Source organism: Streptomyces sp. NPDC001889 (assembly GCF_053594535.1).
Map to the genome: position 1 here is coordinate 215,288 of NZ_JBSFER010000014.1, position 13,345 is coordinate 228,632.

The 13,345-nt window shown below is 70.4% G+C and carries 12 protein-coding genes and 1 riboswitch; of the genes, 6 read left to right on the forward strand and 6 right to left on the reverse strand.

Annotated features, from left to right (window positions below; all coding sequences use genetic code 11):
- Positions 1 to 3: 3 nt before the first annotated feature.
- A complete protein-coding gene (locus ACWCRA_RS18290) occupies positions 4 to 405 on the reverse strand; it encodes a DNA-binding transcriptional response regulator (protein ID WP_351552511.1) in 402 nt (133 codons plus the stop codon).
- Positions 406 to 583: 178 nt separating this feature from the next.
- Between ACWCRA_RS18290 and ctaE the strand changes: the two genes are divergently transcribed.
- The 6 genes from ctaE (at position 584) to ACWCRA_RS18320 (ending at position 8,004) form a co-directional block, all read left to right on the forward strand.
- Positions 584 to 1,201, forward strand: coding sequence for an aa3-type cytochrome oxidase subunit III (ctaE, locus tag ACWCRA_RS18295; protein WP_351552508.1), 618 nt, complete (start codon positions 584 to 586; stop codon positions 1,199 to 1,201).
- A 76-nt stretch (positions 1,202 to 1,277) separates the two neighbouring features.
- A complete protein-coding gene (gene qcrC, locus ACWCRA_RS18300) occupies positions 1,278 to 2,090 on the forward strand; it encodes a cytochrome bc1 complex diheme cytochrome c subunit (RefSeq protein WP_351552505.1) in 813 nt (270 codons plus the stop codon).
- Positions 2,087 to 3,166, forward strand: a complete 1,080-nt coding sequence (qcrA, locus tag ACWCRA_RS18305) for a cytochrome bc1 complex Rieske iron-sulfur subunit (protein WP_351552503.1) — start codon at positions 2,087 to 2,089, stop codon at positions 3,164 to 3,166. Before qcrC ends, qcrA begins: the two co-directional genes overlap by 4 nt.
- Positions 3,163 to 4,797 carry a cytochrome bc1 complex cytochrome b subunit gene (gene qcrB / locus ACWCRA_RS18310; protein ID WP_351552501.1) on the forward strand — a complete coding sequence of 545 codons (1,635 nt, stop codon included), beginning with the start codon at positions 3,163 to 3,165 and terminating at the stop codon, positions 4,795 to 4,797. The genes qcrA and qcrB overlap by 4 nt, the downstream gene beginning before the upstream one ends.
- A gap of 134 nt (positions 4,798 to 4,931) precedes the next feature.
- Positions 4,932 to 5,996, forward strand: a complete 1,065-nt coding sequence (gene trpD, locus ACWCRA_RS18315; RefSeq protein ID WP_451068051.1) for an anthranilate phosphoribosyltransferase — start codon at positions 4,932 to 4,934, stop codon at positions 5,994 to 5,996.
- 306 nt (positions 5,997 to 6,302) lie between these two features.
- Positions 6,303 to 6,420, forward strand: a riboswitch (SAM riboswitch).
- Positions 6,421 to 6,630: 210 nt separating this feature from the next.
- On the forward strand, positions 6,631 to 8,004 hold the full coding sequence (locus ACWCRA_RS18320; protein ID WP_351552495.1) for an aminotransferase class V-fold PLP-dependent enzyme: 1,374 nt from the start codon (positions 6,631 to 6,633) through the stop codon (positions 8,002 to 8,004).
- On the opposite strand, the gene ACWCRA_RS18325 is transcribed toward ACWCRA_RS18320, so the two are convergent.
- The 5 genes from ACWCRA_RS18325 to ACWCRA_RS18345 all read right to left on the reverse strand — a co-directional run bounded on the left by ACWCRA_RS18325 (position 7,956) and on the right by ACWCRA_RS18345 (position 13,268).
- A complete protein-coding gene (locus ACWCRA_RS18325; protein ID WP_351552492.1) occupies positions 7,956 to 9,158 on the reverse strand; it encodes a glycerate kinase family protein in 1,203 nt (400 codons plus the stop codon). The genes ACWCRA_RS18320 and ACWCRA_RS18325 overlap by 49 nt on opposite strands.
- An 83-nt stretch (positions 9,159 to 9,241) precedes the next feature.
- Complete coding sequence (locus ACWCRA_RS18330) at positions 9,242 to 10,648, reverse strand: SLC13 family permease (protein WP_451068052.1); 1,407 nt, start codon at positions 10,646 to 10,648, stop codon at positions 9,242 to 9,244.
- A 136-nt stretch (positions 10,649 to 10,784) separates the two neighbouring features.
- Positions 10,785 to 11,447, reverse strand: a complete 663-nt coding sequence (locus ACWCRA_RS18335) for a response regulator transcription factor (protein ID WP_351552487.1) — start codon at positions 11,445 to 11,447, stop codon at positions 10,785 to 10,787.
- On the reverse strand, positions 11,444 to 12,883 hold the full coding sequence (locus tag ACWCRA_RS18340) for a sensor histidine kinase (RefSeq protein ID WP_351552484.1): 1,440 nt from the start codon (positions 12,881 to 12,883) through the stop codon (positions 11,444 to 11,446). Before ACWCRA_RS18340 ends, ACWCRA_RS18335 begins: the two co-directional genes overlap by 4 nt.
- A complete protein-coding gene (locus tag ACWCRA_RS18345) occupies positions 12,870 to 13,268 on the reverse strand; it encodes a hypothetical protein (protein WP_351552481.1) in 399 nt (132 codons plus the stop codon). Before ACWCRA_RS18345 ends, ACWCRA_RS18340 begins: the two co-directional genes overlap by 14 nt.
- Positions 13,269 to 13,345: the final 77 nt, after the last annotated feature.

A 13,345-nucleotide genomic window follows, 5' to 3' on the forward strand; every position in this document is an offset into this window, starting at 1 on the left:
CCCTCAGGCGCCCACACCGAGCCTCTCGCGCAACAGCGCGGCCAGCGCGTCCGCGAACTCCACCGGCTCCACCGGAAGCGTCACAGCGGCCTCCGCGCGGCTCCAGGTGGCCAGCCAGGCGTCCTGGGGGCGGCCGATCAGCAGCAGCACGGGCGGGCAGTTGAAGATCTCGTCCTTGATCTGCCGGCAGACCCCCATGCCGCCCGCCGGCACGGTCTCGCCGTCCAGCACACAGACGTCCACCCCGCCGGCGTCCAGCCGCTCCAGCACGGCGGGCAGGGTGGCGCACTCGATGAACTCGACCGGGGGAACATCGGCCGCCGGCCTGCGCCCGGAGGCCAGCCGGACCTGTTCGCGGGTGTTGGCGTCATCGCTGTAGACCAGCACGGTGGCGGTCGGCTGCATGGTTCCTCCGCGTCGTTGGAGCCCTGGATCAGGTACCGATGGGGCGGATGCTACTCGCTCACCCCGTCGGTAAACAGCGGTTCGGGCTCCCTGCCGCTGGGCCGTTCGGGCAGCACAGGGGCCACTGACACACCGAACGGCACCCCCCGGAGTGAGGGCGGGATAAGCGACCGACATAATGTCGGTCGTGGCGACAGCAACGACAGTAGAAACCGGGCACGCGCACCCGTCGGTCAATCGGCCGAACCTCGTCAGCGTAGGAACCATCATCTGGTTGAGTTCCGAGCTGATGTTCTTCGCGGCCCTCTTTGCGATGTACTTCACTCTGCGCTCGGTTACGGGTGCCGAGTACTGGTCCTCAAGGGCTGACCTTCTGAACTTTCCGTTCTCGGCGACGAACACCACGATCCTGGTGCTCTCCTCTCTCACCTGTCAGCTCGGCGTATTCGCCGCCGAGCGCGGCGATGTGAAGAAGCTCCGAACGTGGTTCATCATCACGTTCATCATGGGCTCGATCTTCGTCGGTGGACAGGTGTACGAGTACACCGAGCTGGTCCAGCACGGGGTCTCGCTCTCGTCGGACCCCTACGGTTCGGTGTTCTACCTGACCACCGGCTTCCACGGACTGCACGTGACAGGCGGCCTGATCGCCTTCCTGCTGGTCCTGGGGCGGACGTACGCGGCCAGGAGATTCACTCATGAGCAGGCAACCTCCGCCATCGTCGTGTCCTATTACTGGCACTTCGTCGATGTCGTCTGGATCGGCCTCTTCGCCACGATCTACATGATCAAGTAACGGGCGCGGGCGTCCTCGCCCGAGCAGACACAGTCCAGAAGCATCGACGCAGAAAATCCTGACACCGGGGTAATCCGTGAAAAAGCTCTCCGCACGACGACGCCATCCGCTGGCGGCGTTCGTCGTCCTACTCCTCGCGCTGGCGGCCACCGGGGGGCTGTACGCCGCGTTCGCACCCGCGGACAAGGCACAGGCCGAACCAACCTCCCAGTCCCTCGCCATCGAGGAGGGCAAGAAGCTGTACACCGTTGGCTGCGCGAGCTGCCACGGAACCGGCGGTGAGGGCACCACAGACGGTCCGTCCCTGGTCGGTGTCGGCTCCGCAGCCGTCGACTTCCAGGTCGGCACCGGACGTATGCCGGCGCAGCAGCCCGGTGCCCAGGTGCCGAAGAAGAAGGTCGTCTACACCCAGGCCGAGATCGACCAGCTCGCGGCGTACGTCGCCTCGCTGGGCGCCGGTCCGATCACCCCCACCGAGGAGCAGTACAGCCCCAAGGGCGCGGACGTGGCCAAGGGTGGCGATCTGTTCCGCACCAACTGTGCCCAGTGCCACAACTTCACCGGCAAGGGTGGCGCGCTGACCAACGGCAAGTACGCCCCCACGCTGGAGGGCGTCAGCAACAAGCATCTCTACGAGGCCATGCAGACCGGCCCGCAGAACATGCCCTCCTTCCCCGACGGCGTGATGCCGGAGAAGGAGAAGAAGGACATCATCGCGTATGTCGAGACCATGAACGAGTCCACGAAGGCGTCGAGCCCCGGCGGTCTCACGCTGGGCGGGCTCGGTCCCGTCAGCGAGGGTCTGTTCGCGTGGATCTTCGGTCTCGGTGCGCTGATCGCAACCGCCGTCTGGGTCGCGGCCCACACCGCTAAGGCCAAGAAGTCATGAGTAGCCAAGACATTCCAGAAGAGAACCTGCCGGACGAGCAGGGCACCGCGCACGGCGCGGGCGGCCATGGCGGCACCGCCGTGGCCAAGCGGGTGGACGAAGATCCGTTCCACGACCCGGGGCTGCCGGCGCACAAGCCGCGTATCCAGGACATCGACGAGCGGGCCGCCAAGCGGTCCGAGCGCACCGTCGCGCTCCTGTTCACGCTGTCGATGCTCTCCACGGTCGCGTTCATCGCCTCCTTCGTCGCCTTCCCGGCCGACAAGCTGGTCTACATCTGGCCCTTCGGCCGGGTCAGCGCGCTGAACTTCTCGCTGGGCTGGACGCTCGGCGGGGCCCTCTTCTTCATCGGCGCGGGCGCGGTCCACTGGGCCCGCACCCTGATGTCCGACCTGGAGGTCCCCGACGACCGGCACGCCATCGAGGCGCCGCCCGAGGTCAAGGCCCATGTCATGCGCGAGTTCGCGGCCGGTGCCGCGGAGTCGGGCCTCGGCCGCCGCAAGCTCATCCGGAACACGATGTTCGGTGCGCTGGCGCTGGTCCCGCTGACCGGTGTGGTGCTTCTGCGCGACCTCGGTCCGCTGCCGGAGCGCAAGCTCCGGGAGACGCTCTGGGCCAAGGGCAAGCAGCTCATCAACATGAACACGCATGAGCCGCTGCGTCCCGAGGACATCACCGTCGGCTCGCTGGTCTTCGCCATGCCCGAGGGCCTGAAGGACGACGCGCACGACTTCCAGATCCAGATCGGCAAGGCCGCCCTGATGATCGTCCGGATTCGTCCCGACGACATCAAGGACAAGCGCGAGCTGGAGTGGTCGCACGAGGGCATCGTCGCCTTCTCGAAGATCTGCACCCACGTGGGCTGCCCGATCAGCCTGTACGAGCAGCAGACGCACCACGCCCTCTGCCCGTGTCATCAGTCCACCTTCGACCTCTCCGACGGCGCCCGGGTCATCTTCGGCCCCGCCGGTCACCCCCTTCCGCAGCTGCGGATCGGTGTGAACGCGGAGGGCAACCTCGAAGCGCTCGGCGACTTCGACGAGCCGGTCGGTGCGTCCTTCTGGGAGCGCGGATGAGTACTGCAACTGAGAACAAGCGCACTGAGCGCAAAGCACCCGCCGGTGAGCGGGTCGCGGACTGGGCCGACGGCCGGCTGGGCATCTACAGCCTCGCCAAGGCCAACATGCGGAAGATCTTCCCGGACCACTGGTCCTTCATGCTGGGTGAGATCTGCCTCTACAGCTTCGTGATCATCATCCTCACGGGTGTGTATCTGACGCTGTTCTTCACCCCGTCGATGAACGAGATCGTCTACCACGGCACCTACGAGCCGATGCACGGCGTCCGGATGTCGGAGGCGTACGCGTCGACGCTGGAGATCAGCTTCGATGTCCGCGGCGGTCTGCTCATCCGGCAGATCCACCACTGGGCCGCCCTGATCTTCGTCGCGGCGATGATGGTCCACATGATGCGCGTCTTCTTCACGGGCGCGTTCCGCAAGCCGCGCGAGGTCAACTGGCTCTTCGGCTTCCTGCTGCTCGTCCTGGGCATGTTCACCGGGTTCACCGGCTACTCCCTCCCGGACGACCTGCTCTCCGGCACCGGTGTCCGCTTCGTCCAGGGCGCGATCCTGTCCGTGCCGATCGTCGGCACGTACATCTCGATGTTCCTGTTCGGCGGGGAGTTCCCCGGCCACGACTTCGTGGCCAGGTTCTACTCGATCCACATCCTGCTGCTGCCGGGCATCATGGTCGCCCTGGTGGTGGGCCATCTGATCCTGGTCGCCTACCACAAGCACACGCAGTACGCGGGCCCCGGCAAGACCGAGAAGAACGTCGTCGGCATGCCGTTCCTGCCGGTGTACATGGCGAAGGCCGGAGGCTTCTTCTTCCTGGTCTTCGGCATCATCTCGGTGGTCGCCGCGGTCGCCACGCTGAACCCCATCTGGGCACTCGGCCCCTACCGGGTCGACCAGGTCTCCACGGGTGCGCAACCCGACTGGTACATGGGCTTCGCCGAGGGTCTGATCCGTGTGATGCCGGGCTGGGAGATCAACTTCGGGGGCTACACGCTGGCCCTGGGTGTCTTCATCCCGCTGCTGGTCTTCCCGCTGGTGCTGGGCGCGATCGCGGTCTATCCGTTCATCGAGTCCTGGGTCACCGGGGACAAGCGCGAGCACCACATCCTGGACCGCCCGCGCAACGCCCCGACCCGTACCGCCTTCGGTGTGGCCTGGCTGTTCGCGTACTTCATCATGCTGCTGGGCGGTGGCAACGACATCGTGGCCACGCACTTCAACCTGTCGATCAACGCGATCACCTGGTTCGTCCGGATCTTCTTCTTCGCCGGACCGGTCCTCGCCTTCATCATCACCAAGCGGATCTGTCTCGGCCTCCAGCGCCGCGACAAGGAGAAGGTGCTGCACGGGCGCGAGTCCGGCATCATCAAGCGCCTGCCGCACGGTGAGTTCGTCGAGGTCCACGAGCCGCTCAGCCAGGGCGAGCTGTACCGGCTCACCTCGCACGAGCAGTACAAGCCGCTGGAGATCGGCCCGGAGGTCGACGAGAACGGCGTCCGGCGGAAGGTCTCGCTCGTCAAGAAGACCCAGGCCAAGCTCAGCCAGGGCTTCTACGGCGAGGGGAACCAGATCGCCAAGCCCACCGCCGAGGAGTACAAGGAGATCACCAGCGGCCACGGCCACCACTGATCACCTGAACTGATCGTCACGATCGCCACAGCGGGAGCCCCGTCCACTGCCTGGACGGGGCTCTTCGCTGTCCCCCGGGGCTGGATAGGGTGGGAGCCAGACCACCTCTTTCCCAGCTGGACCTGGAGCGGACCATGAACGTTGTGACCCCGGTCGGCGGCGACAGCGTGGCGGACCTCTCCTGGCCCCGTGTGCTGAACGCGCTGCTGGACAACCGCGACCTGAGCGAGACCGCCGCCGCGTGGGCGATGGACCGCATCATGAGCGGTGAGGCGACCGATGTGCAGATCGCGGGGTTCGCGGTGGCGCTGCGGGCCAAGGGCGAGACCGTCGAGGAGATCTCCGGGCTCGTACGGACCATGTACGGGCACGCGAACCTGATCGAGGTGCCCGGGCCGACGGTGGACATCGTGGGGACGGGCGGGGACGGGGCCAACACGGTCAATATCTCGACGATGGCCGCGATCGTCCTGGCCGGCACCGGAGCGAAGGTCGTCAAGCACGGGAGCCGGGCGGCGTCGAGCGCTTCGGGGGCGTCGGATGTGCTGGAGAAGCTCGGGGTCAATCTGGAGCTGACGCCGCAGCGGGTGGCGGAGGTCGCGGAGGAAGCGGGGATCACTTTCTGCTTCGCGGCGAAGTTCCACCCGGCGCTGCGGCATGTGGCGGCAGCCCGCAAGGGGCTCGGAGTGCGTACGGTCTTCAACTTCCTGGGTCCGCTGACCAACCCGGCCCGGGTGAAGGCCCAGGCGACGGGCGTCGCCGACGCCCGGATGGCGCCCATCCTGGCGGGGGTGCTGGCCGAGCGCGGCTCGTCGGCGCTGGTGTTCCGGGGGGACGACGGGCTGGACGAGCTGACGACGACGGCGACGTCGCGGGTGTGGGTGGTACGGGACGGCTCGGTGCGGGAGGAGGCCTTCGACCCCCGGGACATCGGGATTCCCCTCGTCCCGATGGAGGCCCTGCGGGGCGCGGACGCCTCGTACAACGCGGAGGTCGCGCGGCGGGTCCTCGCCGGGGAGAAGGGGCCGGTGCGGGACGCGGTCCTGCTGAACTCGGCGGCGGCGCTGGTGGCCCTCACCCCGACCGACGCCGCTCTCACCGACCAGCTCGCCGCGGCCGTCACCCGCGCCGCCCAGGCCATCGACTCGGGCGCGGCGACGAGCGCCCTGACCCACTGGATCACCGCGACCAACGCGTAGCCCCTCCGGGGGAGGGCGGGCACCGCCGGCCCCCGCCGTCGTGGTGGTCTCCCGCCGCGGCGGGATGGGGGCCTCGCTCACCCGGTGGTGGGCTGTTGCCCCTTCTTTCCCCCGCGACGGCGCGATACCCCCACCGGGTTCTCCGGCGGTGCCGGGCCGCCGCCGGCTCGGCGGGGTCGGGTGCGGGGCCAGGCGTGGGCCGGTCCGGCGGGCGCGGCTGACTCCGGCCTCGGCGCAGAGGCATCGACATCCCGGGATACGGGACAGGGTTGCGCCGGGAACTGTGGGTGGCTTAACGTCTTCGCAGGTCATGAGCGACAGCGACTACGGCCCCGGCCCGCTGTCCGGCAACCCTCCGTCCGTGGCGGGGTGCCCCGGGTGAAGACCAGGCCGTGGGCAGCGAGGTCCGCGGCAAGCGCGGACCCCTGCACGCCCTGGGGTCCTGGTCCTCAAGGGAGCAGTCTCGTGAGCAAGCGAATGCGATAGGGCTGAACGCCCCTTCTTCAGCACACCCTCCACCCACGCGGACATCCCCGCGTGCGCCGAGGCACCCCCGTACGCCGAGCGCCCCCGAGGCGCGCCCACGCGTACCGCCAGAGAAGCCATTCCGCCTGTCCCGCCGGGAGATCTCGCCATGTCCGCACGCTCCAACACCGCCGCCGACACCACCCTCCGCGCCCCCCTCCCCGTCCTCGGCCGCGATGTCACCGTCCCGCTGGTCACCGGCGGCGAAGTCACCTACGCCGCCCTGGACTACGCCGCGAGCGCCCCCGCCCTCCAGCGCGTCTGGGACGATGTCGCCGCCTACGCCCCGTACTACGGCAGCGTCCACCGGGGCGCCGGCTATCTCTCCCAGCTCTCCACCGACCTCTTCGAGAACAGCCGCGCCACCGTCGCCGAGTTCCTCGGCTGCCGCGACGACGACCAGGTCGTCTTCACCCGCTCCACCACCGACTCGCTCAATCTGCTCGCCGCCGCGCTCCCCGCCGGCTGCGAGGTCTTCGTCTTCGAGACCGAGCACCACGCCTCGCTGCTGCCGTGGCGTGACGCCCGCGTCACCTACCTCAACGCCCCCCGCACCCCCGCCGAGGCCGTCACCACCCTGGAGCGCGCCCTCGCCGACCGCGACCCCCACGGCCCCGCGCTGGTCTGTGTGACCGGCGCGTCCAATGTGACCGGTGAGCTGTGGCCCGTACGGGAACTCACCGCCGCCGCCCACGCCCACGGCGCCCGGATCGTCCTCGACGCCGCCCAACTGGCCCCCCACCACCCCCTCTCGGTCCGTGAGCTGGACGTCGACTGGGTCGCCTTCTCGGGGCACAAGCTGTACGCGCCCTTCGGCTCCGGTGTCCTCGCCGGGCGCGCCGACTGGCTCCAGGGCGCCGAGCCCTACCTCGCGGGCGGCGGTGCCTCCCGGAAGGTGGCCCGCCGTGCCGACGGCGGGGTCGACGTCGAGTGGCACACCACCGCCGCCCGCCACGAGGCCGGCTCGCCGAACGTGATCGGCGTCTACTCCATCGCCTCCGCCTGCAAGGCCCTCACCGAGGCCGGTTTCGACACCCTCGTCGCCCGCGAACAGCAGCTGGTCTCCACCGTCCTCGCCGGTCTCGCCGAGGTCCCCGAGGTCAGAGTCCTCTCGCTGTTCGGGGACGACGCCCCGCGCGTCGGAGTGATCTCCTTCGTGGTGGAGGGCTGGAACAGCTCCCACTTCGCCGCGGCCCTCTCCGCCGAGTACGGCATCGGCGTCCGGGACGGCCTCTTCTGCGCCCACCCCCTGGTCCGCACCCTCCTCGGCAGCGACCCGCGGGACCCGGGCGAGTGCGGCGCGCCGGAGGGCGAGCCGGGGGAGCGCTCCCTGAACGCGATCCGGGTCAGCTTCGGCGCGGGCACCCCCGACGAGCACGTGGAGCGTTTCGTACGCGCCGTGCGGGAGCTGGTCTCCCAGGGCGCGCGGTGGAACTACCGCACCGAGGACGGCCGGTGCGTCCCGGACACCGCCTCCGCGTGATCCGGTAGCCGGGTCCCGATCAGCACCATCCGCAGGGCCCGCTCGGTGGCGTCGGCGAGGAACTCCCCGCCGCGCCCGAGCGCCTCCGTGAGGCTGACCGGCGCCGGCAGGATCGCGCTGTACGCGTCCACCCCCTCGGCCCGCACCAGGTGCGCGCCCTCGCCGATGGTCCCCGCGAGGGCCAGCACCTCACGCCCGTACAGCTTGGCGCGCCGCGCCACCTCCGCCGGGACCTTCCCGCGCGGGGTCTGGTGGTCGAGGGCGCCCTCGGCGGTGAGGACCAGATCGGCGCGGGCGAGCCGGGCGTCCAGGTCCAGATGGTCGAGGAGGACGTCGAAGCGCGGCAGCAGCGCCGCGCCGAGCGCGGCGAGACCCGCGCCGAGACCGCCCGAGGCCCCGGTCCCGGGGCCCCCGCACAGATCGGCGCGGACCCTCAGATCCCGGGTCAGAATCCCGGCCCAGTGCTCCAGCCCCGCCGCCAACTGCTCCACCTGCGCGGGTGTCGCGCCCTTCTGCGGCCCGAAGACCCTGGCCACCCCGCGCTCCCCGCACAGCACGTTGAAGGGGTTGCAGGCGACCCGGATCTCCGTCTCGGCGAGCCGGGGGTCCAGCTCCGCGATGTCGACGCGCGCCAGCCGGATCAGCTCCCGCCCGCCGCGCGGCAGTTCCTCGCCCGCCTCGTCGAGCAGCCGGGCGCCGAGGGCCTGGAGCGCCCCGGCGCCGCCGTCCGATGTGCCGGAGTCCCCGCAGCCGACGAGAATCCGGCGGGCGCCGGTGTCGAGCGCGGCCCGGATCAGCTCACCGACGCCATAGGTGGTGGTCGCGCCGGGGTCGCGCAGATCGCGCGGTACGAGGGAGAGCCCGGCGACGGCGGCCATCTCGACCACCGCGGTCTCCTCCCGGTCCCCGAGGAGCGCGAAGTGGGTATCGATGGGCTCCCCGGTGGGCCCGGTGGCCCGCAGCCGCACCAGCCGTCCGCCGGACGCGGTGGCCAGGGCCTGGGCCGTCCCCTCGCCGCCGTCCACCAGCGGGATCAGATCGATCTCCGCGTCGGGGATCACCCTGCGCACCCCTTCGGCGATGGCCTCGGCGGCGCACTGCGCGGACAGGGACTCCTTGAAACCGCTGGGGGCGATGGCGAATCGGGTCAGCATCGTGAGAACTCCTGACAGAGAAAGAGAGGGTGTGAGGGAGCCGGGGCGCGGGCACGGCGCGCCGTTGGGCGGGGGGCTTCGCGTCAGCTGACGGGAATCCCGAGCAGCGGCCAGACGGCGATCGCGAAGAGCAGCACCAGCGCCGCCGTCAGCGGCGCCAGCACGGCGGAGAGCCGCAGCAGATCGCGCGGGGTGTAGGTGGGGACACCGGGGATCTCGGCGAAGAGCGTGACCGGCTTCGCGGAGGCGGGCAGGGTGTGGCAGAAGCCGGCGGCGGCGGTGGAGGCGAGGGCGGCGGCCACCGGGTTCACCCCGGCGCCCACGGCCGCGGCGACCACCAGCGGCACCAGGACGGAGGATCTCGCCGAGCGGGACTGGAGCACCAGGTGCGCCACGGTGGAGACCGCGACCACCACCCCGAGGAACAGCCACGGCGGCAGATCCAGCGGCACCCCGCCCACCAGCCACTTCGCGGCCCCGGAGTCGGCGAGCGCCACGCCCATCGCCATGGTCGCCGCCATGAAGAGCAGCAGCGCCCACGGCACGGTCTTCAGCGCGTCCTTGAGCCGTACGGTGCCGAGCGCCGGGGAGGCCGCCACTATGGCCCCGATCAGCGCGACCACGGCGGGCGGCACCCGGTGCAGGGGCTCGCTGCACCAGAGCGCGACCACGGTCGCCAGCAGCAGGGCGCACCGTGTCTCGGCGGCCTCCCAGGGCCCGATGACGGGCTTGTCGCTGTGCTCCTGGATCTGTTCGGCGGTGATGTGCACGGGACCCCGGCGGTCCTCCCGTCCCGTGGTGGTGAACAGCACCACCTCCGCCGCCAGATGGGAGGAGACCACGGCCAGCGGCAGCCCGATGAGCAGCCACTCGGTGAATCCGATCCGCTCGCCCGCGGCCTCCCAGAGCACCGAGACGGTGATCAGATGGGCGCCCGCGCCGATCAGGGTCGCCACCGCCGAGAGCAGGATGACGGTGGGGAAGAGCAGCGCCAGCATCACGACCAGCCGCTTGCGGTCGGAGAGCGCCTTCGCCAGGGCGAGGAAGACCGGCATGGCGAGCGCGGCCCGGCCCGAGGTGGCCGGCACGGCGAAGGCGGTGACCACGAGCGCGGCGGTGGTCAGATGGACCAACTGCCGTACGGTGCGGGCGCCGCCGACGAGGAAGGCCGCGGCCCGCCCGGCGAGCCCGGTCCTGGCCACCGCGGCGGCCAGCACGAAGGCGCAGATCAGCAGCCACACCGTGTCGTCGCCGAGGGTCCCGAACAGCTCATCGCTGCTGATCACACCCGTCGCGGTGAGCGCGAGCCCCGCGCCCAGCGCGATATAGGTGTCGTCGATCGGGGTGCCGATCCAGGCGCAGGTCGCCAGGGCGAAGACGGCGAGGGTGATACGGGCGTCCCCGCTCAGCCCCGGGAAGTTCCCGGGGACGATGAGCAGTGCGCAGATGCTCAGGGCCACGCACAGGGTCGCCGCTTGTCGCAGGTTCATGGTCACATGAGAAAGGCTTCACCCGGGCGGTGAGCGCTCCATGAGCACTTCATGAAAGGAACTTCACGCGACGGGGGGACGGGCGGGCCCGGTCCCGCTCATGTGGCGGTACCGGGCCGGAAGCGGGCGGAACAGCTCATTCCGGAAGCCGGTACCCCATGCCCCGTACCGTCTCCACCCGTCCCGCGCCGAGTTTCTTGCGGAGCGCGCGGACATAGACGTCGACGATGTTGGAGCCGGGGTCGAAGTCGTACCCCCAGACATGGGAGAGGATCTGCTCCCGGGAGAGCACCTGCCCGGGGTGGCGCAGAAACAGCTCCAGGAGGACGAACTCCCGCGCGGTGAGGTCCACCATCCGCTCGCCGGAGCGGGCCCGGCGGGTGCGCAGATCAAGGCTCAGCTCCCCGTTGCGCAGCACCGTGACCTCGGGGGCGCGGGCGGCCGTGCGCAGCCGCAGCCGCACCCGGGCGAGGAGTTCCTCGAAGCGGAAGGGCTTGGTCATCCAGTCGTCGGCGCCGCCCTCCAGCCCGGCCACGGTGTCGCGGACCGAGTCCCGGGCGGTGAGCACGATGACCGGGACCGATATCCGGGCCTCGCGCAGTTGCCGCAGTACGGTGAAGCCGTCCTTGCCGGGCAGTCCGATGTCCAGCACGATCAGATCGAAACCGCCGGTCACGGCGTAGTCGTAGGCGGCCTCGCCGTCCCCGACGACGGTGGTGGTGAAGCCGTTGGCGCGCAGCCCCTTCTCCACGAAGGAGGCGATGCGTTCCTCGTCCTCGACGATGAGTATCCGGTTCACAGGGTCGCTTCTCTCTGGAGTACGAGGACGAAGGTGGCGCCGCCGCCGTCGGTGGGGCGCAGCTCGACCCGTCCGCCGTGGCCCTCCGCTATGGCCTTGACGATGGCGAGCCCGAGCCCCGCGCCGGTGGCCCGCGCGCCGCGCCGCGCGGTGCCGCGCCGGAACCGCTCGAAGATCACATCGGCGTCCTGGGGCTGCACCCCGGGCCCGGTGTCGGCGACGTACAGCTCCATGGAGTCCTCCAGGCTGCGCGAGCCGATGGAGACCCGCTGGCCGGGGACGGTGTGCTGGACGGCGTTCTGGGCGAGCTGGACCATGGCCTGGGTGATCCGCTGGGCGTCCACCAGCACCTCGGCGTCGACGGCCCCGGCGAATGTCCAGTCCCGCTCGCCCAGGGTCCGTGCCTTGACGAAGACATCGGCGGTCAGCTCCCCGAGCTGCACGGGTTCGGGGGTGACGAAGTCGGGCCGCTCGGCCTTGGCGAGGAGGAGGAGGTCCTCCACGATCCGGCTCATCCGGTCCAGCTCCTCCATCACGATCCGTACGGTCTCCTCCCGTTCTCCCGGATCGTCGCCCATCAGCTCCAGATGGCCGCGGACGATGGTGATGGGGGTGCGCAGCTCGTGGCCGGCGTCGTCGACGAACTCCCGCTGGGCGGCGAACGCCCGCTCCAGCCGGTCCAGCATGGCGTTGAAGGTCTCGGCGAGCGCCGCTATGTCGTCGCGGCCCTCGACGGGGATGCGCCGGGTCAGATCCTGCTCGGTGAGCTGTGCCGCGGTGGTGCGCACCAGGCGTACGGGCTGGAGGATGCGGCCCGCGACGGCCCAGCCGATCCCGGTCGTCATCAGCAGGGCGACCCCGGAGATGGCGAGCAGCATGGTGAAGACGTCATTGGCCTTGTCCTGTTCGCCCTTGGGGTGGATCGCGACGACGAACGCCGCCGGCGGGTGGGCTGGGCCGGAGTCGATCTCCACCTTGGCCCAGCGGACCTCGCCCTGGGGACGGTTGAGGGTGCCGGCGGAGTCGGGGGAGTCGAAGACGGCCGACAGCGCGTGCTTGTCGGTGGCGAGAGGGCTGTAGGCCCGTGCCTCCCGCTCCTGTGCCTTGGTGGCCGGGTGGGTGCCGGTCCGGCCGACGAGTCCGAGGAGCTCCTCGTCCGGGTCGGCGTACTGGCGTGCCAGGAAGAGCCTCAGCAGGGGGTCGGGGGCGGTGAACTTCTTCCCGTCGCGGGGGTCGACCCCCTGCCGGACGAAGTTGGCGAACTCAGCGGCCTCCTGCACCAGGAGTCCGTTGATCCGATGGTCCACATCGCGGAGGAGTACGGAGCGGGTGGCGGTGGCCACGGCACCCAGGGCGACCGCCATGACGAGCAGCAGCCAGAGAAGGATGCGCAGCCGTGCGGAGACCCAGCGTCGTACGGGGTCAGCCGTCGTCACCGGAGTCGTCGCCGCCCGGGCCGTCGTCGCCCTGTCCGTTGCCGTCGTCGTCGTTGTCGTCACCCGGGGGGTTCTCCCGCACCGGTGGCTGCGGGACGGTCTCGTCCGTCGGCCGTGACGAGGGTGAGGAGCCGGACGGCGGCGGGGTGAGCGTCTCGTCGCTGGGGGTGGGCCGCGCCGAGGAGGACTGCGAGGGGTCGGGCTCCCCGGAGGAGCCGGACCCCGGGGAGCCGGACGGGTCCGCCGGTGAGCTCGTCTGGAGCTCCACCTTCGGCGGGACCTTGCGGTCGTCCGGACTGTCGGTGAGGGCATAACTGGTCACCGCGATCCCCAGGGGGATCGCGACGACCGCGGCCAGGGCCGCTATGCGATGAGAGAAGACCATGTGTTCGATACTGGCCAGACCACTCGGGAGGCTGGATGAGACGAAGATGAGGAATTCCTCATCTTGGGCCCTTTCGC